Source organism: Eubacterium sp. ER2 (genome assembly GCF_000765215.1).
Lineage (GTDB): Bacteria > Bacillota > Clostridia > Lachnospirales > Lachnospiraceae > Claveliimonas > Claveliimonas intestinigallinarum.
Genome location: NZ_JPJE01000032.1, coordinates 26440 through 40645 on the forward strand (window position 1 = coordinate 26440; position 14206 = coordinate 40645).

Consider the following 14206-nt stretch of genomic DNA (forward strand, 5'->3'; position numbering starts at 1 on the left):
TCCATTATTCTTTGTAGATTGCGCCAAAGCGGCATTTCTCCATGCAGGCGCCGCATTTTACACACTTCTCCTGGTTGATCACGTGAGGCTCTCTCACCTTGCCCACGATCGCGTCATTGGGGCAGGTGCGGGCACAGAGCGTACAGCCCCGGCACTTGTCCGCGTCGATCCGGTACTGCAGGAGATCCTTGCACACGCCCGCCGGACATTTCTTATCCACAATGTGGGCAATGTACTCGTCCCGGAAGTACCGCAGAGTAGACAGAACCGGGTTGGGGGCTGTCTGCCCCAGAGCGCACAGGGAATTGGATTTCAGGTGCTCTGCCAGCTCCTCCAGACGGTCCAGGTCCTCCATGGTTCCCTGTCCCTTTGTGATCTTCTCCAGTATCTCCAGCATGCGCCTTGTACCCACACGGCAGGGGGTACATTTTCCGCAGGACTCATCCACCGTAAACTCCAGGAAAAATTTGGCGATGTCCACCATACAGGTGTCCTCGTCCATGACGATGAGACCGCCGGAGCCCATCATGGAGCCGATGGCGATAAGGTTGTCGTAGTCAATGGGCACGTCAAAGTGCTCTGCCGGGATACATCCGCCGGAAGGGCCGCCGGTCTGGGCCGCCTTGAATTTCTTGCCCTTTGGGATGCCTCCGCCGATCTCTTCCACGATCTCCCGCAGAGTGGTGCCCATGGGGATTTCCACCAGTCCTGTGTTGTTCACCTTTCCGCCCAGGGCAAAGACCTTTGTCCCCTTGGACTTCTCGGTTCCCATGGAGGCGAACCACTCTGGTCCGTTGAGGATAATCTGGGGAATATTTGCGTAGGTTTCTACATTATTCAGTATAGTCGGTTTCTGGAACAGGCCCTTCAGCGCCGGGAAGGGCGGACGGGGACGGGGCTCTCCTCTGTTTCCTTCAATAGAGGTCATGAGGGCCGTCTCCTCGCCGCACACAAAGGCTCCTGCACCCAGGCGCAGCTCAATGTCAAAATCAAATCCTGTCCCGAAAATGTCTGTTCCGAGAAGGCCGTACTCTCTTGCCTGGCCGATGGCAATGTTCAGTCTCTCTACTGCGATGGGGTACTCTGCCCGGACATAGATATAGCCCTGTGAGGCGCCAATGGCGTAGCCCGCGATGGCCATGGCCTCCAGCACCACGTGGGGATCTCCCTCCAGCACGGAGCGGTCCATAAATGCTCCCGGATCTCCCTCGTCAGCGTTACAACAGACGTATTTCTGATCCGCCTCGTTGGCAGCGGCAAATTTCCACTTCAGTCCCGTGGGGAAGCCGGCTCCTCCGCGGCCCCGCAGGCCGCTGTCCAGAAGAATCTGGATCACATCCTGGGGCTGCATTTCCGTGAGCACCTTCCCCAGAGCCTCGTATCCGCCGGTGCCTATGTACTCCTCAATATTTTCCGGATTGATGACACCGCAGTTGCGCAGGGCAATACGGTGCTGCTTTTTGTAAAATTTTGTCTCCTGGAGAGGAAGGACTTCCGTGCCCTTTACTGTCTCATCGTAGAGAAGACGCTTGACCACTCTTCCCTTTAAGAGGTGCTCGGACACGATCTCCGGGATATCCTCTTCCTTTACCATGGAATAGAAGGACCCTTCCGGGTACACGATCATGATGGGGCCTAAGGCGCACAGGCCGAAGCAGCCCGTCTTCACCACGCCGACTTCGTTTTCCAGTCCCTGCTTTCTGATCTCTTCTTCCAGTCTGTCTCTGATCCTCTGGCTGCCCGAGGAGGTACATCCGGTTCCTCCACAGACCAGTACATGTGAACGATACATAGCCGTAACCTCCTTCTACTCTTTTCCGAGCTGCTCTGCGGCGAGGGTGTACTTGGTCACCACCTGGCCGCCTTTCAGATGCAGGCGGAACACCTCCATCGCCTTCTCGGGTGTCATTTTCACGTAAGTTACCTTCTCCCTGCCCGGCTCCATGACCTCTACAATGGGCTCATACTGGCACAGGCCGATGCAGCCTGTCTGGGTCACGTTGATATTGTTCAGGCCCTCCTCCTGCACGGCGTCTGCCAGGGCTGTGAGCACAGGGCGGGCGCCGCTTGCGATGCCGCAGGTGGCCATTCCCACCACCACCCTTGTCTGGGTAGCGTCCTCGGAGCGGAAGCCTACTTTCCCCTGCATCTTCTCTCTTATGGCACGTAATTCTTCAAGAGATTTCATATCCTTCCTCCAATCTTTCTTGTTCTCTATAACGCACTGCCGCCGTCCACTTCCCTCCAGTTCTCATCCAGGTATTCCTTCAGGAACCCGGACACCTCCGGTGAGCTTAGCGGCACATTTCCAAGTATTTCCTTCATCTCCCGGGTATCCAGTGTGAACTCACGTCCGTCCCGGGCGTATCTGTAGTAAAAATCCATCTCCTCATGGCAGGTGACAAGTGTATGTATAGTGGCTGTCATGTCCCCAAGGGGCATCCTGTCGATGCTGTCAAGGACAAACACGGCCTCCGTCACCGTCCCTGCTCCCTCCTTGGACCGGATGGAAAAGCTGCCCCCTGTCCCCTCAGCCGCTTGCTTGAAAAAAGGGATGCCCAGACCCACCTTCCGGGTGCTCCTGGTGGTAAAAAAAGGGTCTGACACCTTAGCCAGCTGCTCCCCGGACATGCCGCAGCCGTTGTCCGCTATCGTGATGGAAAGGGTATTGCGTGCTGTGTCAGCCAGCACTTCAATCTTTACAAGAGACGCACCTGCGCGGACGGAATTCTCCGCCACGTCCAGGATGTGAAGAGAGATCTCCGGCATCATGGCTATTCGTATTTGGCCAGGATGTCGTCGATGTCGTCCACCTTCAGCCTGCCGTATACCTCATCGTTAATGGTCATGACAGGGGCCAGGCCGCAGGCACCGATACAGCGGCACGCATCCAGTGAAAATTTACCGTCGGGAGTGCACTCCCCGCCCACGATCCCAAGCTTTTCCATCAGCTTGTTGTAAATGTCTCCGGAGCCCTTCACGTAGCATGCCGTGCCAAGACAGACAGAAATCTGATACCTGCCCTTGGGGCTTAAGGTGAACTGTGAATAAAATGTCACAACTCCGTAGATTTTCTCCAGGGAAATCCCCGTCTCATCGGAAATGATCTTCTGCACTTCTATGGGAAGATAGCCGTATATCTCCTGCGCCTTCTGCAGAATGGGCATGAGAGCGCCCTTCTCATCCTTCATGCCGCGGATGACGGTAAGAAGCGCCTCTTCCTGCTCTTTCGTTCCCCGGAACGGAACGGTCGACTTCGTAGAAACCATCTGTGAACCTCCTTGCTCTCAATTTTGTCTGAAAATTACTTTGTCTTTCACTCTTCAATCATTCTATCACAGACTTTTCTAAATATCTACAATTTTATGGTTTGTTTTTTAGTGATTATATCTTTATTACCGTCTATTTTTTCACAGTATATGTTAAAAAATGCACAATACAGGCCCCTTATTTTTATCTATTTTATACAATCTGCCTTGATTTGCCTATTTTCTGATGTTATACTCTCTTTATATATATTGTTTCACATTTTATATGTCATTTTGTTTTTTACAGTATTTTCACAGGAGGTTTCCATGCTGATCAGAGAAATCAAAGCCCTTCTGGACGCGCAGATCCTGTCTGGCGAGCAGATGCTGGATCATGAGGTTGGAGAGGCCTTCGCCTCGGATATGATGAGCGATGTACTGGCCTTCGCCAATCCCCACTGCGTCCTTCTCACCGGTCTGTGCAATCCACAGGTCATCCGCACTGCCGAAATGCTGGATGTGTCCTGCATCGTCTTCGTCCGGGGAAAGCCCCTGGACAGTGAGATCCTGAATCTCGCAAGGGCAAAGGAGATGTGCGTCCTGCACACAGAGAAAGGAATGTATACAACCTGCGGCATCCTGTATAACAGCGGGCTGTAATGCCGGCCCCGCCGTCTTCAAGGAGGTAAGCGAAACATGAGCGACTGTCTGACATTTGAATATCAGGTCCCCGGCGATGATTTCACCCGCGCCGGAGAGGCCAGCAGCAGTGTGAAGAACAAGCTCAAGCTGATGGGCGTGGACAGCGGTGCCATCCGCAGAGTTGCCATTGCCATGTACGAGGGGGAGATCAACATGGTCATCCACGCAGGCGGCGGCGCCATCAAGGTCATGGTCACTGACGACAATATCCGGCTCATACTGGCGGACACAGGCCCTGGCATCCCGGATGTGGAAAAGGCCATGCAGCTTGGCTACTCCACCGCCCCGGAGGAGGTTCGGTCCCTGGGCTTTGGCGCAGGCATGGGGCTTCCCAACATGAAGAAATATTCAGACTCTATGCAGATCGACACGGAGGTGGGCAAAGGGACCACTGTGACTATGGATATACACCTGTAGGCTGATCTGCCCTGTAAAGGAGGACATCTTTTGGATAAATTCATACATTCTGTCAAACTGGATAAAGATGCCTGCACAGGCTGCATCAACTGCATCAAATACTGTCCCACCCAGGCTATCCGGGTCCATGGCGGGAAGGCTTCCATCAAGCCCCAGTTCTGCGTGGACTGCGGCCGCTGCATCCGGTACTGTCCCCACCACGCCAAGATCGCGGAGTCGGACTCCCTCGATGAGATGCGAAATTACAGATACACCGTGGCCCTGCCCGCTCCCTCTCTACGCTCAGTTCAACAATCTGACCAATGTGGACATTGTCCTCAACGCCCTCATATCCATGGGGTTTGACGATGTCTTTGAGGTGAGTGCAGCGGCGGAGCTTGTGTCGGAGATGACCCGCTCCTACATAAAAGAGCACAGGGACGAGGCTCCCTTTATCAGCAGCGCCTGCCCCACCATCGTGCGCATCATCCGGGTTCGCTTCCCCACCCTGATCCCCCGCCTCCTTCCCATCCGGCCTCCGGTGGAGATCGCGGCGCAGATTGCCAGAAAGCTGGCCATGGAGAAGACCGGCCTTCCTGCATCGGACATCGGAATCTTCTTCATCTCCCCCTGCCCCTCCAAGGTAACCTACGCCAAGGCTCCTCTGGGCATTGAGAAGAGTCAGATCGACAAGGTGCTGGCTATCAAGGATGTGTACCCGATCCTTCTCTCCCACATGACCCAGGACGAGTCGAAGCTGCGTCCCCTCTCCACCTCCGGCCGCATCGGCATCGGCTGGAGCAACAGTGGAGGGGAGGCGGCCGGGCTTATCACAGACAATTACCTGGCAGCCGATGGCATCATGAACGTGCTGCGGGTGCTCAGCGATCTGGAGGACGAGAAATTCCACGGCCTTTTGTTCGTCGAGCTGAACGCCTGCAACGGAGGCTGCGTGGGCGGTCCTCTGACCGTAGAAAATCCCTACGTGGCCACCGCCAAGACCAAGCGGCTGCACCGGTATCTGCCCGTCTCCGGCACCCACATGGACAGCTGCCCCAAAGTGGATTATCTGTGGGAGGAATATGTGGAGTACGAGCCTGTCTTCCGCCTTGGAAATAATTTCCGCGAGAGCTTTGAGATGATGGGCATGGTAGAAGAGCTGACGGAGCAGCTCCCAGGCCTGGACTGCGGCTCCTGCGGCGCGCCCACCTGCCGGGCCCTGGCCGAGGACATCGCCCGGGGCGAGGCTTCCAGAAACGACTGTATCTATGAGTTTATCGAGTATATCCAGAGCCTCTCCGGGGACCTGTCCTACATGACCACCGAGCTGGAGGCCTCCGGCCATATCAGCGCCGAGGATCTGCAAAATCTGCAGCACTCCATCAGTAAGCTGGCTCTGGAGCTGCGAAGAAAGGATGTGTGACAGATGACTGCCGTGCGGGACCTGATCGAAAAAAATTGTTTTGAGCTGAAAAACCGGGGCAGAGCCGATAAGGCAGTGACGAAGGTGTTCTGCTGCGACCTGCTCAGCGTTGCCATGGGAAAGGCCCCCGAGGGCTGCGCCTGGGTCACTGTCATGGGAAACCGGAATACACTGGCAGTGGCCTCCCTGGCGGATGTCTCCTGTGTGATCCTGGCAGAGGGAGCTGCCCTCACACCGGAGGACCTGGCCTGCGCCGAAAAAGAAGAGATCACCGTGTTTTACACAGAGCTGCCCGTCTTCGAGGCAGCCCTGGCGGTGCATGGCCTGCTGTGAGCATGCTCTACTACGACCTTCACATCCACTCCTGCCTCTCTCCCTGCGGCGACAAAGACATGACACCGGCCAACATCGCCGGCATGGCCGCCGTGAAGGGGCTGGATGTGATCGCCCTCACAGACCACAATTCCTGCCGGAACTGTCCCGCTGCCATGAGGCACGCCGAGGATCTGGGTATTACCTTGATCCCGGGCATGGAGCTGACCACCTCCGAGGAGGTCCATGTAGTCTGTCTGTTTCCCACTCTTGAGGCGGCCATGGATTTCGACCAGTATGTGTATCTCCATCTTCTTCCCGTAAAAAACCGTCCGGACATTTTCGGAGAACAGCTGATCCTGGATGAGAAGGATCAGATCACAGGCACCTTAGAGAAGCTCCTGATCAATGCTACAGACATCCCCTTCTACCGGACAGAAGCTCTAGTGGCAGGATTCCACGGCCTCTGCTTTCCGGCCCACCTGGGCAGATCCTCCACCAGCCTGTTATCCAACCTGGGCTTTATCCCCCCGGAGAGCACTTTCCGTTGCGCGGAAATCCGCGATCTCACAAAGCTGCATCAGCTAAGGAGAGACCACCCCTATCTGGAGAGCTGCCGCATCCTCTCAAATTCAGATGCCCACTATCTCTGGGACATCAGAGAGCCGGATCTGCAGATCCCCTGCGCCTCCCGCAGCATACCGGATATACTGGAGGTCCTGTCTGCGCCCCCGGTATATATCCAACATGCCGGGGATCGCAGGGATTGACTTGCCCCTGCAGGTGTGCTATCCTGTGGTAAGAAAATCAGATACATACAGGTGCCCTGCCATCTCACAAAAGAAACGGCAGGGATAATAGGGAAACAGGTGCAAGTCCTGTACGGTCCCGCCGCTGTAAGGAGGGAACAGTCTTTATGGTCCACTGTGTCCGGGTCATTCACACTCAGGGATATGGGAAGGCAAAGGCTGTGCGGATCTCCAAGTCAGAAGACCTGCCTGCTTGTAGGGAACTGCCGTCTGTCACGGAGTATGATGAGAGGTATGGAAACGGAAGACAGAGCCGTCCGGTCTGCTTCTGTATTTTTGATGCCCCTGTTGCGATCCCGACAGGGGCATTTATCTGATACCGGCACACAGCGCCGGAGCATACATACAGATACCCATACGGTATGAAATGAAGGAGGATCAACACAATATGACAAACAAATCTATGGCACACCGCGAAAAACTGCTGGTGGCTCTCGCCGGCGTCTTCGCCCTGTCCCTTGCGGCGGCGCCGGAGGCAAACGCCATGCACATCATGGAGGGCTATCTGCCCGGGGGCTTCTGCATCGCCTGGGGCGTTTTATGTCTTCCCTTTGTGCTGGCAGGCTTTTTCTCTATCCGAAGGACCGTACAGGAAAACCGGAAGGCACTCATACTGCTGGCCATGTCCGGGGCCTTTATCTTCGTGATCTCCTCTCTGAAAATCCCCTCTGTCACCGGGAGCTGCTCCCACATGACAGGGACAGGACTTGGAGCCATCCTTTTCGGCCCCTCCTGCGTCAGCATCCTGGGCGTCATCGTACTTCTCTTCCAGTCCATCCTGCTGGCTCACGGAGGACTGACCACCCTGGGTGCCAACACCTTCTCCATGGCCATCGCAGGCCCCTTTCTCGCCTGGGGACTGTACGCACTCCTCAGCAGGCTGAGGGTCAACCGGAGAGTGTCCATCTTCCTTGCTGCCGCTCTGGGAGACCTCTTCACCTACTGCGTGACCAGCCTGCAGCTTGCCCTGGCCTATCCGTCCCAGCAGGGGGGAGTGGCCGCCTCCGCCCTGAAATTTCTGGGTGTCTTTGCCCCCACACAGGTGCCTCTTGCTGTCATCGAGGGAATACTCACAGTGGTCATCGTCATCGCTCTTGAGTCCTACGCACAGCCGGAGCTGAAGCTGATCGGCTACTACAGGGAGGTAAAATAGGATGAAGAAGAAACATATGAGCAAAAATACAAAAACCGTGCTTATCCTGCTTGTTATCGCTGTCCTCATCGCCGTGGTCCCCCTCTTTGCACGGAAGGGAGCTTCCTTCGGCGGGTCCGACGACGCAGGCAGCGTCATGGTGGAGGAAGTCAGAGGCGCATCCTACGAGCCCTGGTCCACTCCTGTCCTGGAAAATCTTCTGGGCGGCGAGCTGCCTGGAGAGGTAGAGAGCCTCATCTTCTGCGTCCAGACCGGCATCGGCGTTGGCATCATCGCCTTCTGCATGGGCCGCCTTGTAGAGCGGAAAAAATGGATGAAAAAATATGAGAAGGAGCAGGAAGAAACGGAAGAAGACGGAGGGATTGCAAGAGACCATGCTGGAGATAGATAAGCTCTGCTACACGTCAAAGCTGCGGTATGTGAACGCCGGGGAAAAGTGTTTCTTTTCCCTGGCTTCTGTCATACTCTGCATTGTCAGCCGGTCCGTCCCGGCGGCCCTTCTCCTCCTTATCGCCTCCACGTACCTGACTGTGAGAAAGGGCGGTATTTCTATAAAGCGCTGGCTGAGATACATGACTCTGCCCCTTACGTTTCTGCTCCTTGGCACAGGCGCCATCCTGGTCAATATCTCCCGGACTCCCCTGGACGCCTTTGCCCTGCCTGTGGGCTCTCTCTATCTGACCGGGAGCCGGGCGGGAGTGCTGCAGGCCGCGCAGCTGATCCTGACAGCCCTCTCCAGCGTGTCTGCCCTCTTCTTCCTGTCCTTCAATACACCCATGACAGACATACTGGGCGTGCTGAAGGCCTGCCGGCTGCCCCGCCTTCTCATTGAACTTATGATGCTCACCTACCGGTTCATTTTCCTGCTCCTGGAAAACGCCTCCGCCATGCTCCTCTCCCAGGACGCCAGGCTGGGGAACCGGGACCTGCGGACAGCCTTCAGGTCCCGGGGCATGCTGGCCTCCATGCTCTTTATACGGGCCATGAGACAGGCCGGCTCCCTCTACGATGCCATGGAGGCCCGGTGCTACAACGGACAGATCCGGGTGCTGGAGGAGCAGCGCCCGCCCGGAAGGCGGGAAATCCTCTCCATAGCAGTGTTTGAGGCAGTACTCCTCCTGCTGGCCCTGCTTCCCTTCGCAGCCGGAGCCGCGGGAGCAGGTGCATGGCTGTAGAACAGAAAGGATGACTATGAACGATCTTATTCTTGAAGCGAGACATGTATCATACTCTTACGGCAGCGGGGAGACGCCCTCCTTGAAGGACCTGTCCCTGTCCATCCGCCGGGGTAGACGCACCGCGGTCATGGGCGCCAACGGCTCGGGGAAATCCACCTTTTTCCTCTGCTGCAACGGCATCCTGCGGCCGGACGAAGGTCAGATATACTACAATGGCCAGCCCCTCTCCTACCGGAAGAAGGACCTCCTCTCTCTGCGGGAGAAGGTGGGCATCGTGTTCCAGGACCCGGACATGCAGCTCTTCTGCGCCAGCGTGTACCAGGAGATTTCCTTTGGTCCTCTCAACCTGGGACTTCCCAGGGAGGAGGCCGCCAGGGAGGTGGAGGCGGTCATCCGGCGGCTGGGCATCACTCCCTTCCGCCACCGCCCCGCCCACGCCTTAAGCGGCGGTCAGAAAAAGCAGGTGGCTCTGGCGGACATCCTTGTCATGCACCCGGAGCTCCTCATCCTGGACGAGCCCTTTGCCGCCCTGGACCCCAGCCATGTCCACATCATCCGCGACATGATACGGGACCTGGAAAAGGACAGCTCCCCCTCCGGCCCCCTGACTGTCGTCATCGCCACCCACGACACGGACTTTGCCCTGGAGTGGGCAGATGAGGTCATCCTCTTCAGCGAGGGACAGGTGCTGGCCCAGGGAGCTCCCGCCTCCGTCCTGACAGACCGGGAGCTGCTGGCCCGGGCCAGCCTGGATCTACCCGGCGTCATAAAGGTCTTTGAGAGCCTGCAGGCGGCGGGACTTCTGGGGGCGGACCTTCCCGCCCCGAAGCATCTTGACCAGCTCACCGACTATATCAGACACACTGTATAAATGTCAGACACACTTCGTAAAGATCAGGTACACTTGTATAAAAACATAAGGAGAATAGACATGGAACACAGAGGACTCCTGGTTGTCAGCTTTGGCACCAGCTATCCGGAGACAAGAAAGAAAAATATCGAACATATAGAGAGCCTTCTGTCCGCGGCCTTCCGGGACAGGACCTTCTACCACGCCTACACAAGCGGCATGATACGCAGGAAGCTGCGGGAGCGGGACCAGCTCCTCATCCCCAGCGTGAAGGAGGCAGTCCAGGCGGCTCTGGAGGACGGGGTCAGGGACCTCCTCGTCCAGCCCACCCACATCATGAACGGCATTGAGAATGACCAGATGAAGGAAGACGTGCAGAGCTTTGCGGACCAGTTTGACAGGATTTCTATCGGCGCTCCCCTCATCTCCAGCACAGAGGACCAGTTTGCAGTCATAGAGGCCCTGATGGGAGAACTTCCCTCCCTCTCAGACCAGGAGGCCCTGGTCTTTATGGGACACGGCAGCACCCACTATGCCAACACTCTCTATGCCGCCCTGGACTACGCCTTCAAACAGGCCGGGCACCCAAATGTGTACATGGGCACGGTAGAGGCCTACCCGGACGCCCGGGCCGTGCTGGAGCAATTGGGAAAAAAGAACATTCGTCGGGTGTATTTAACCCCCTTTATGCTGGTGGCAGGGGATCACGCGTGCAATGATCTGGCAGGGGAGGATGAAGACTCCTGGAACAGCCTCTTTAAGGCCAGGGGCTACGAGACCTGCTGTATCTTAAAAGGCCTGGGAGAGTACGACGACATCTGTGATCTCTATATCCGCCACGCACGCCAGGCCCTTCTCCAGCCCTAAGCCATGTAGAGAAGGGCGTTGCAGATGGCGGCGGCAATATTGCTGCCGCCCTTTCTTCCTCTTGCCACAATGGAGGGCACGGTTCTTTCAAGGAGCATCTCCTTGGCAGCCACCACATTGACAAATCCCACCGGCACACCGATCACCAGGGCAGGGGACAGCTCCCCATCATCCATAAGGCTGCAGATCTCCACAAGGGCGGTAGGGGCGTTTCCCACTGCCAGGATGAGGGGACGCTCTGTCTCCCTGGCGAGGGCCGCCGCCTTCTTCATGCTGGCCACTGCCCGGGTAGTCCCCTCCCTCCTGGCAGACTCCGCCACGTCGGGATCTGCCATGAAACAGAGAGCCTCCCCGCCGAAGGAGGCAAGAGCTTTCTTGTTGATCCCCGCCTTCCCCATGTTGGTGTCCGTGACGATGAGGGCGCCCGAGCGAAGGGCTGTCAGCGCCTCGCTCACAGCTCCCGGTGAGAAGACAAGGTTATCCGCATAATCAAAATCCGCGCTTGTGTGAATACACCTCTTGATGACAGGCTCCTCCAGGGGATCAAAGGTTCTGTCTCCCAGCTCCTGCGTGATGATCTCAAAGCTCCTTTTCTCAATGTCTCCCGGCAACACCTGCTCCAGTTTTTCTGTCATAGCTCTTTTTTGTCTCCTTCCTTCTGTTTGCTCTTTTGCTGTACCTTCACTTTACCGTTTACACTCTCTATAGGCCTTCCCCGATGATGCGGTACACTGCCTCCATATCAAGGGAAGCACGCAGCTCCCTTGCCAGCAGACTGTACTGGCTCTCCTTGTAGGTCTTAAAATCTGTTCCTTCTATTTCCTCCAGGGCGACGCCCTTTGCGGCGGCCAGCTTCTCAAGGATAGCGCCGGCCATCTCCCGGCTGTCAAAGATACCATGGATGTAGGTTCCTGCCACATTGTCCCGGCAGATGCCCAGAGCCCGGTCATCCTTCCTGGCCAGGATCCGTACCTCTTCCCGGTCCGCGGTAATCTCCGTGTCTCCCATGTGAATCTCATATCCCTCGTATCTTCTTCCGGAGAGGGCAACCCAGGGGCCCTCCAGCTCCTCCGTCTGGCCCTCCACCCGCGTAGTCACCTTGGATCGGCCAAAGACGGTCCGCACCGGGAGAAGTCCCATGCCCCGCATGGCTCCCCCCGCCTCCACTCCGTAGGGATCCGCGATCTCTTCCCCCATCATCTGGTAGCCGCCGCAGATGCCAAAGACAGGCACCCCTCTCCGGGCCAGCTTCAGGATGGAGGTCTCCAGCCCGGACATCCGCAGCCACCGCAGATCCTCCATGGTATTCTTGCTGCCCGGCAGGATGACAAGGTCCGGCGTCTTCAGCTGCCGCACACCGGACACGTAGCGGACGCTGGCGCAGGTCCGGCTCTCCAGGGGAGCCAGATCCGTGTAGTTGGATATACGGGGCAACCGGATGACGGCAATGTCCAGGAGCCCCTGCACCTGTCTGTCTTCCTGCAGCCTCTCGGAAATGCTGTCCTCCTCCTCAATGTCCACCTGCATCATGGGCACCACGCCCACCACCGGAATGTGGATCTTCTCCTCCAGCATGGCAATGCCCGGATCCAGGATGGACTTATCTCCCCGGAATTTATTGATGACAAGCCCCCTGATGCGGGCTCTTTCCTCCTCCTCAAGGAGGGCGGCGGTGCCGTAGAGCTGGGCGAAGACGCCCCCTCTGTCGATGTCACCGGCCAGCAGCACGGGAGCCTCCAGCATCCGGGCCAGTCCCATATTCACAATGTCATTTTCCTTCAGGTTGATCTCCGCCGGGCTGCCGGCCCCCTCAACCACAATGACGTCGTACTGGTCTGCCAGCTTCCGGTAGGCCTCCAGTATTACCGGGACAAGCTCCTTTTTGTAGGCGAAATACTCCCTGGCGCTCATATTTCCCAGCACCTTTCCCATGACGATGACCTGGGAGCCTGTGTCCGTGGTGGGTTTTAAAAGAACAGGGTTCATAAGGACAGAGGGCTCCGCCCCGGCGGCCTCCGCCTGAACCACCTGGGCTCTCCCCATCTCCAGCCCCTCCGCCGTGATGTAAGAGTTGAGGGCCATATTCTGGGACTTGAAGGGGGCGACACGCAGCCCGTCCTCCTTCAGGATCCGGCACAGTCCCGCTGTGAGGAGGCTCTTGCCGGCCCCGGACATGGTTCCCTGTATCATGATCACTTTTGCCATCTGTCCATTTTCCTCTCTTTCATGATTCTTCCAAGTACTTCCAGAAGGATCTGGTTCTCCTGTCTGGTTCTCACACCGATCCGCCAGGTTCCAGCCCACAGGCCGGGGAAGCTGGCTCCGTCCCGGATATAGATACCCTCCTTAAGACAGACGTCCTGCAGATCCTTTGGTCCTTCAAACAGGAGAAAGGTAGTTTCGGAGGGCCAGACACGAAATCCCAGCTTTCTGAGCTGACAGGACAGCCACTCCCGCTCTTCCAGGAGGAGGGCGGCAGACCTTCGGGCAAATTCCTGTTCCTTCAGGGCCGCGCAGCCCGCCATCTGAGCCGGCCAGGACACATTCCAGGGGGGGAGCATCCGGCGGATCCTCTCCGCCGTCTCCTCCCGGCCCGCGGCCAGCCATCCAAGCCGCAGCCCGGGCATGGCGTACATCTTCGTGAAGGCCCGCAGCACAAGGAGCTCCGGGCAGTCTCTCTGTAGGGCCAGGGCGGAGGCCGCCTCCCCCTCCCGGGTCAGGTCCAGAAAGCACTCGTCCACCACCAGGGTGATCTTCCTCTCATGGCAGACACGGGCCAGATCCTCTAGTATCTCTGCCGGGACAAGCCTGCCGGTGGGATTGTTTGGATGGCAGAGAAAGAGTATCTCAAGCCCCGGCTCCTCCCCGGTCCTGCGGACCAGCTCCCGGGTCGCCAGCCAGTCATTTTCTTCTCCCAGATAAAACCGCTCCACCTGGCAGCCCCGTGCCAGAAGAGCTCCCTCGTACTCCCCGAAGGAGGGGGCGCAGACGAGAGCCTTCCCCGGCTGCAGGGCCGCCGTGATCCCCCAGATCAGCTCCGCCGCCCCGCTGCCGGCCACGATCCGCTCTGCCGGTATGCAAAAGGCGGCAGAGATGGCCTGCCTAAGCTTCCTCTGCTCTGGGTCCGGGTAGCGGAAGGACTCCTCTACCCCCCGGATGGCCGCCCCTTTGACCGCCTCCGGCATGCCGAAGGGGTTCACATTTACAGAGAAGTCGATCCGTATGTCTTTGTCGTAAATATTTCCGCCGTGGTCTTCCATCCCATCCA

General features: G+C 57.5%; 18 protein-coding genes and 1 riboswitch. Of the genes, 11 read left to right on the forward strand and 7 right to left on the reverse strand.

Annotated elements, in window-relative coordinates; all coding sequences use genetic code 11:
* Window positions 1-4 precede the first annotated feature (4 nt).
* Genes nuoF through NI21_RS0111435 form a run of 4 tightly spaced genes read right to left on the reverse strand, consistent with a single transcriptional unit; the run spans window position 5 to window position 3269 of the window.
* Window positions 5-1792 (reverse strand): NADH-quinone oxidoreductase subunit NuoF, encoded by a 1788-nt coding sequence (gene nuoF, locus NI21_RS0111420; protein WP_033126327.1) that lies wholly within the window; start codon window positions 1790-1792, stop codon window positions 5-7.
* A 15-nt stretch (window positions 1793-1807) separates the two neighbouring features.
* A complete protein-coding gene (locus NI21_RS0111425) occupies window positions 1808-2188 on the reverse strand; it encodes a ferredoxin (protein WP_033126328.1) in 381 nt (126 codons plus the stop codon).
* A gap of 26 nt (window positions 2189-2214) precedes the next feature.
* Window positions 2215-2772, reverse strand: coding sequence for an ATP-binding protein (locus NI21_RS0111430; RefSeq protein WP_033126329.1), 558 nt, complete (start codon window positions 2770-2772; stop codon window positions 2215-2217).
* Between the two features lie 2 nt (window positions 2773-2774).
* Window positions 2775-3269 carry an NAD(P)H-dependent oxidoreductase subunit E gene (locus tag NI21_RS0111435; RefSeq protein WP_033126330.1) on the reverse strand — a complete coding sequence of 165 codons (495 nt, stop codon included), beginning with the start codon at window positions 3267-3269 and terminating at the stop codon, window positions 2775-2777.
* A gap of 306 nt (window positions 3270-3575) precedes the next feature.
* Here NI21_RS0111435 and NI21_RS0111440 point away from each other — a divergent pair, with 306 nt between their 5' ends.
* The 11 genes from NI21_RS0111440 to NI21_RS0111490 all read left to right on the forward strand — a co-directional run bounded on the left by NI21_RS0111440 (window position 3576) and on the right by NI21_RS0111490 (window position 10938).
* Window positions 3576-3908 (forward strand): DRTGG domain-containing protein, encoded by a 333-nt coding sequence (locus NI21_RS0111440; RefSeq protein WP_033126331.1) that lies wholly within the window; start codon window positions 3576-3578, stop codon window positions 3906-3908.
* Between the two features lie 36 nt (window positions 3909-3944).
* Window positions 3945-4367 carry an ATP-binding protein gene (locus NI21_RS0111445; protein ID WP_033126332.1) on the forward strand — a complete coding sequence of 141 codons (423 nt, stop codon included), beginning with the start codon at window positions 3945-3947 and terminating at the stop codon, window positions 4365-4367.
* A gap of 30 nt (window positions 4368-4397) precedes the next feature.
* The gene (locus NI21_RS17295; protein WP_369792802.1) at window positions 4398-4712 is read left to right on the forward strand and encodes a 4Fe-4S dicluster domain-containing protein; all 315 of its coding nucleotides are present in this window, start codon (window positions 4398-4400) and stop codon (window positions 4710-4712) included.
* Window positions 4597-5769 carry a [Fe-Fe] hydrogenase large subunit C-terminal domain-containing protein gene (locus NI21_RS15900; RefSeq protein ID WP_369792803.1) on the forward strand — a complete coding sequence of 391 codons (1173 nt, stop codon included), beginning with the start codon at window positions 4597-4599 and terminating at the stop codon, window positions 5767-5769. Before NI21_RS17295 ends, NI21_RS15900 begins: the two co-directional genes overlap by 116 nt.
* Before the next feature lie 3 nt (window positions 5770-5772).
* Window positions 5773-6102: a hypothetical protein gene (locus NI21_RS0111455; RefSeq protein ID WP_033126333.1), complete on the forward strand. Its 330-nt coding sequence runs from the start codon at window positions 5773-5775 to the stop codon at window positions 6100-6102.
* A 2-nt stretch (window positions 6103-6104) separates the two neighbouring features.
* Window positions 6105-6851 carry a PHP domain-containing protein gene (locus tag NI21_RS0111460; protein ID WP_033126334.1) on the forward strand — a complete coding sequence of 249 codons (747 nt, stop codon included), beginning with the start codon at window positions 6105-6107 and terminating at the stop codon, window positions 6849-6851.
* 32 nt (window positions 6852-6883) lie between these two features.
* Window positions 6884-7098, forward strand: a riboswitch (cobalamin riboswitch).
* A 195-nt stretch (window positions 7099-7293) separates the two neighbouring features.
* Window positions 7294-8043, forward strand: a complete 750-nt coding sequence (locus tag NI21_RS0111470; RefSeq protein ID WP_033126447.1) for an energy-coupling factor ABC transporter permease — start codon at window positions 7294-7296, stop codon at window positions 8041-8043.
* Between the two features lie 16 nt (window positions 8044-8059).
* Window positions 8060-8434, forward strand: a complete 375-nt coding sequence (locus NI21_RS0111475) for an energy-coupling factor ABC transporter substrate-binding protein (RefSeq protein WP_052084089.1) — start codon at window positions 8060-8062, stop codon at window positions 8432-8434.
* Window positions 8367-9218, forward strand: coding sequence for a cobalt ECF transporter T component CbiQ (gene cbiQ, locus NI21_RS0111480; RefSeq protein WP_369792805.1), 852 nt, complete (start codon window positions 8367-8369; stop codon window positions 9216-9218). The genes NI21_RS0111475 and cbiQ overlap by 68 nt, the downstream gene beginning before the upstream one ends.
* A 16-nt stretch (window positions 9219-9234) precedes the next feature.
* Window positions 9235-10092, forward strand: coding sequence for an energy-coupling factor ABC transporter ATP-binding protein (locus NI21_RS0111485; RefSeq protein ID WP_033126336.1), 858 nt, complete (start codon window positions 9235-9237; stop codon window positions 10090-10092).
* Between the two features lie 60 nt (window positions 10093-10152).
* Window positions 10153-10938: a sirohydrochlorin cobaltochelatase gene (locus tag NI21_RS0111490; protein ID WP_033126337.1), complete on the forward strand. Its 786-nt coding sequence runs from the start codon at window positions 10153-10155 to the stop codon at window positions 10936-10938.
* Here the strand turns inward: NI21_RS0111490 and NI21_RS0111495 are convergent.
* The 3 genes from NI21_RS0111495 to NI21_RS0111505 all read right to left on the reverse strand — a co-directional run bounded on the left by NI21_RS0111495 (window position 10935) and on the right by NI21_RS0111505 (window position 14198).
* The gene (locus NI21_RS0111495; protein ID WP_033126338.1) at window positions 10935-11573 is read right to left on the reverse strand and encodes a precorrin-8X methylmutase; all 639 of its coding nucleotides are present in this window, start codon (window positions 11571-11573) and stop codon (window positions 10935-10937) included. The two genes, NI21_RS0111490 and NI21_RS0111495, sit on opposite strands and share 4 nt — an antisense overlap.
* Before the next feature lie 67 nt (window positions 11574-11640).
* Complete coding sequence (locus tag NI21_RS0111500; RefSeq protein WP_033126339.1) at window positions 11641-13143, reverse strand: cobyric acid synthase; 1503 nt, start codon at window positions 13141-13143, stop codon at window positions 11641-11643.
* Window positions 13131-14198 (reverse strand): histidinol-phosphate transaminase, encoded by a 1068-nt coding sequence (locus tag NI21_RS0111505; RefSeq protein WP_033126340.1) that lies wholly within the window; start codon window positions 14196-14198, stop codon window positions 13131-13133. Before NI21_RS0111505 ends, NI21_RS0111500 begins: the two co-directional genes overlap by 13 nt.
* Between the last annotated feature and the right edge of the window lie 8 nt (window positions 14199-14206).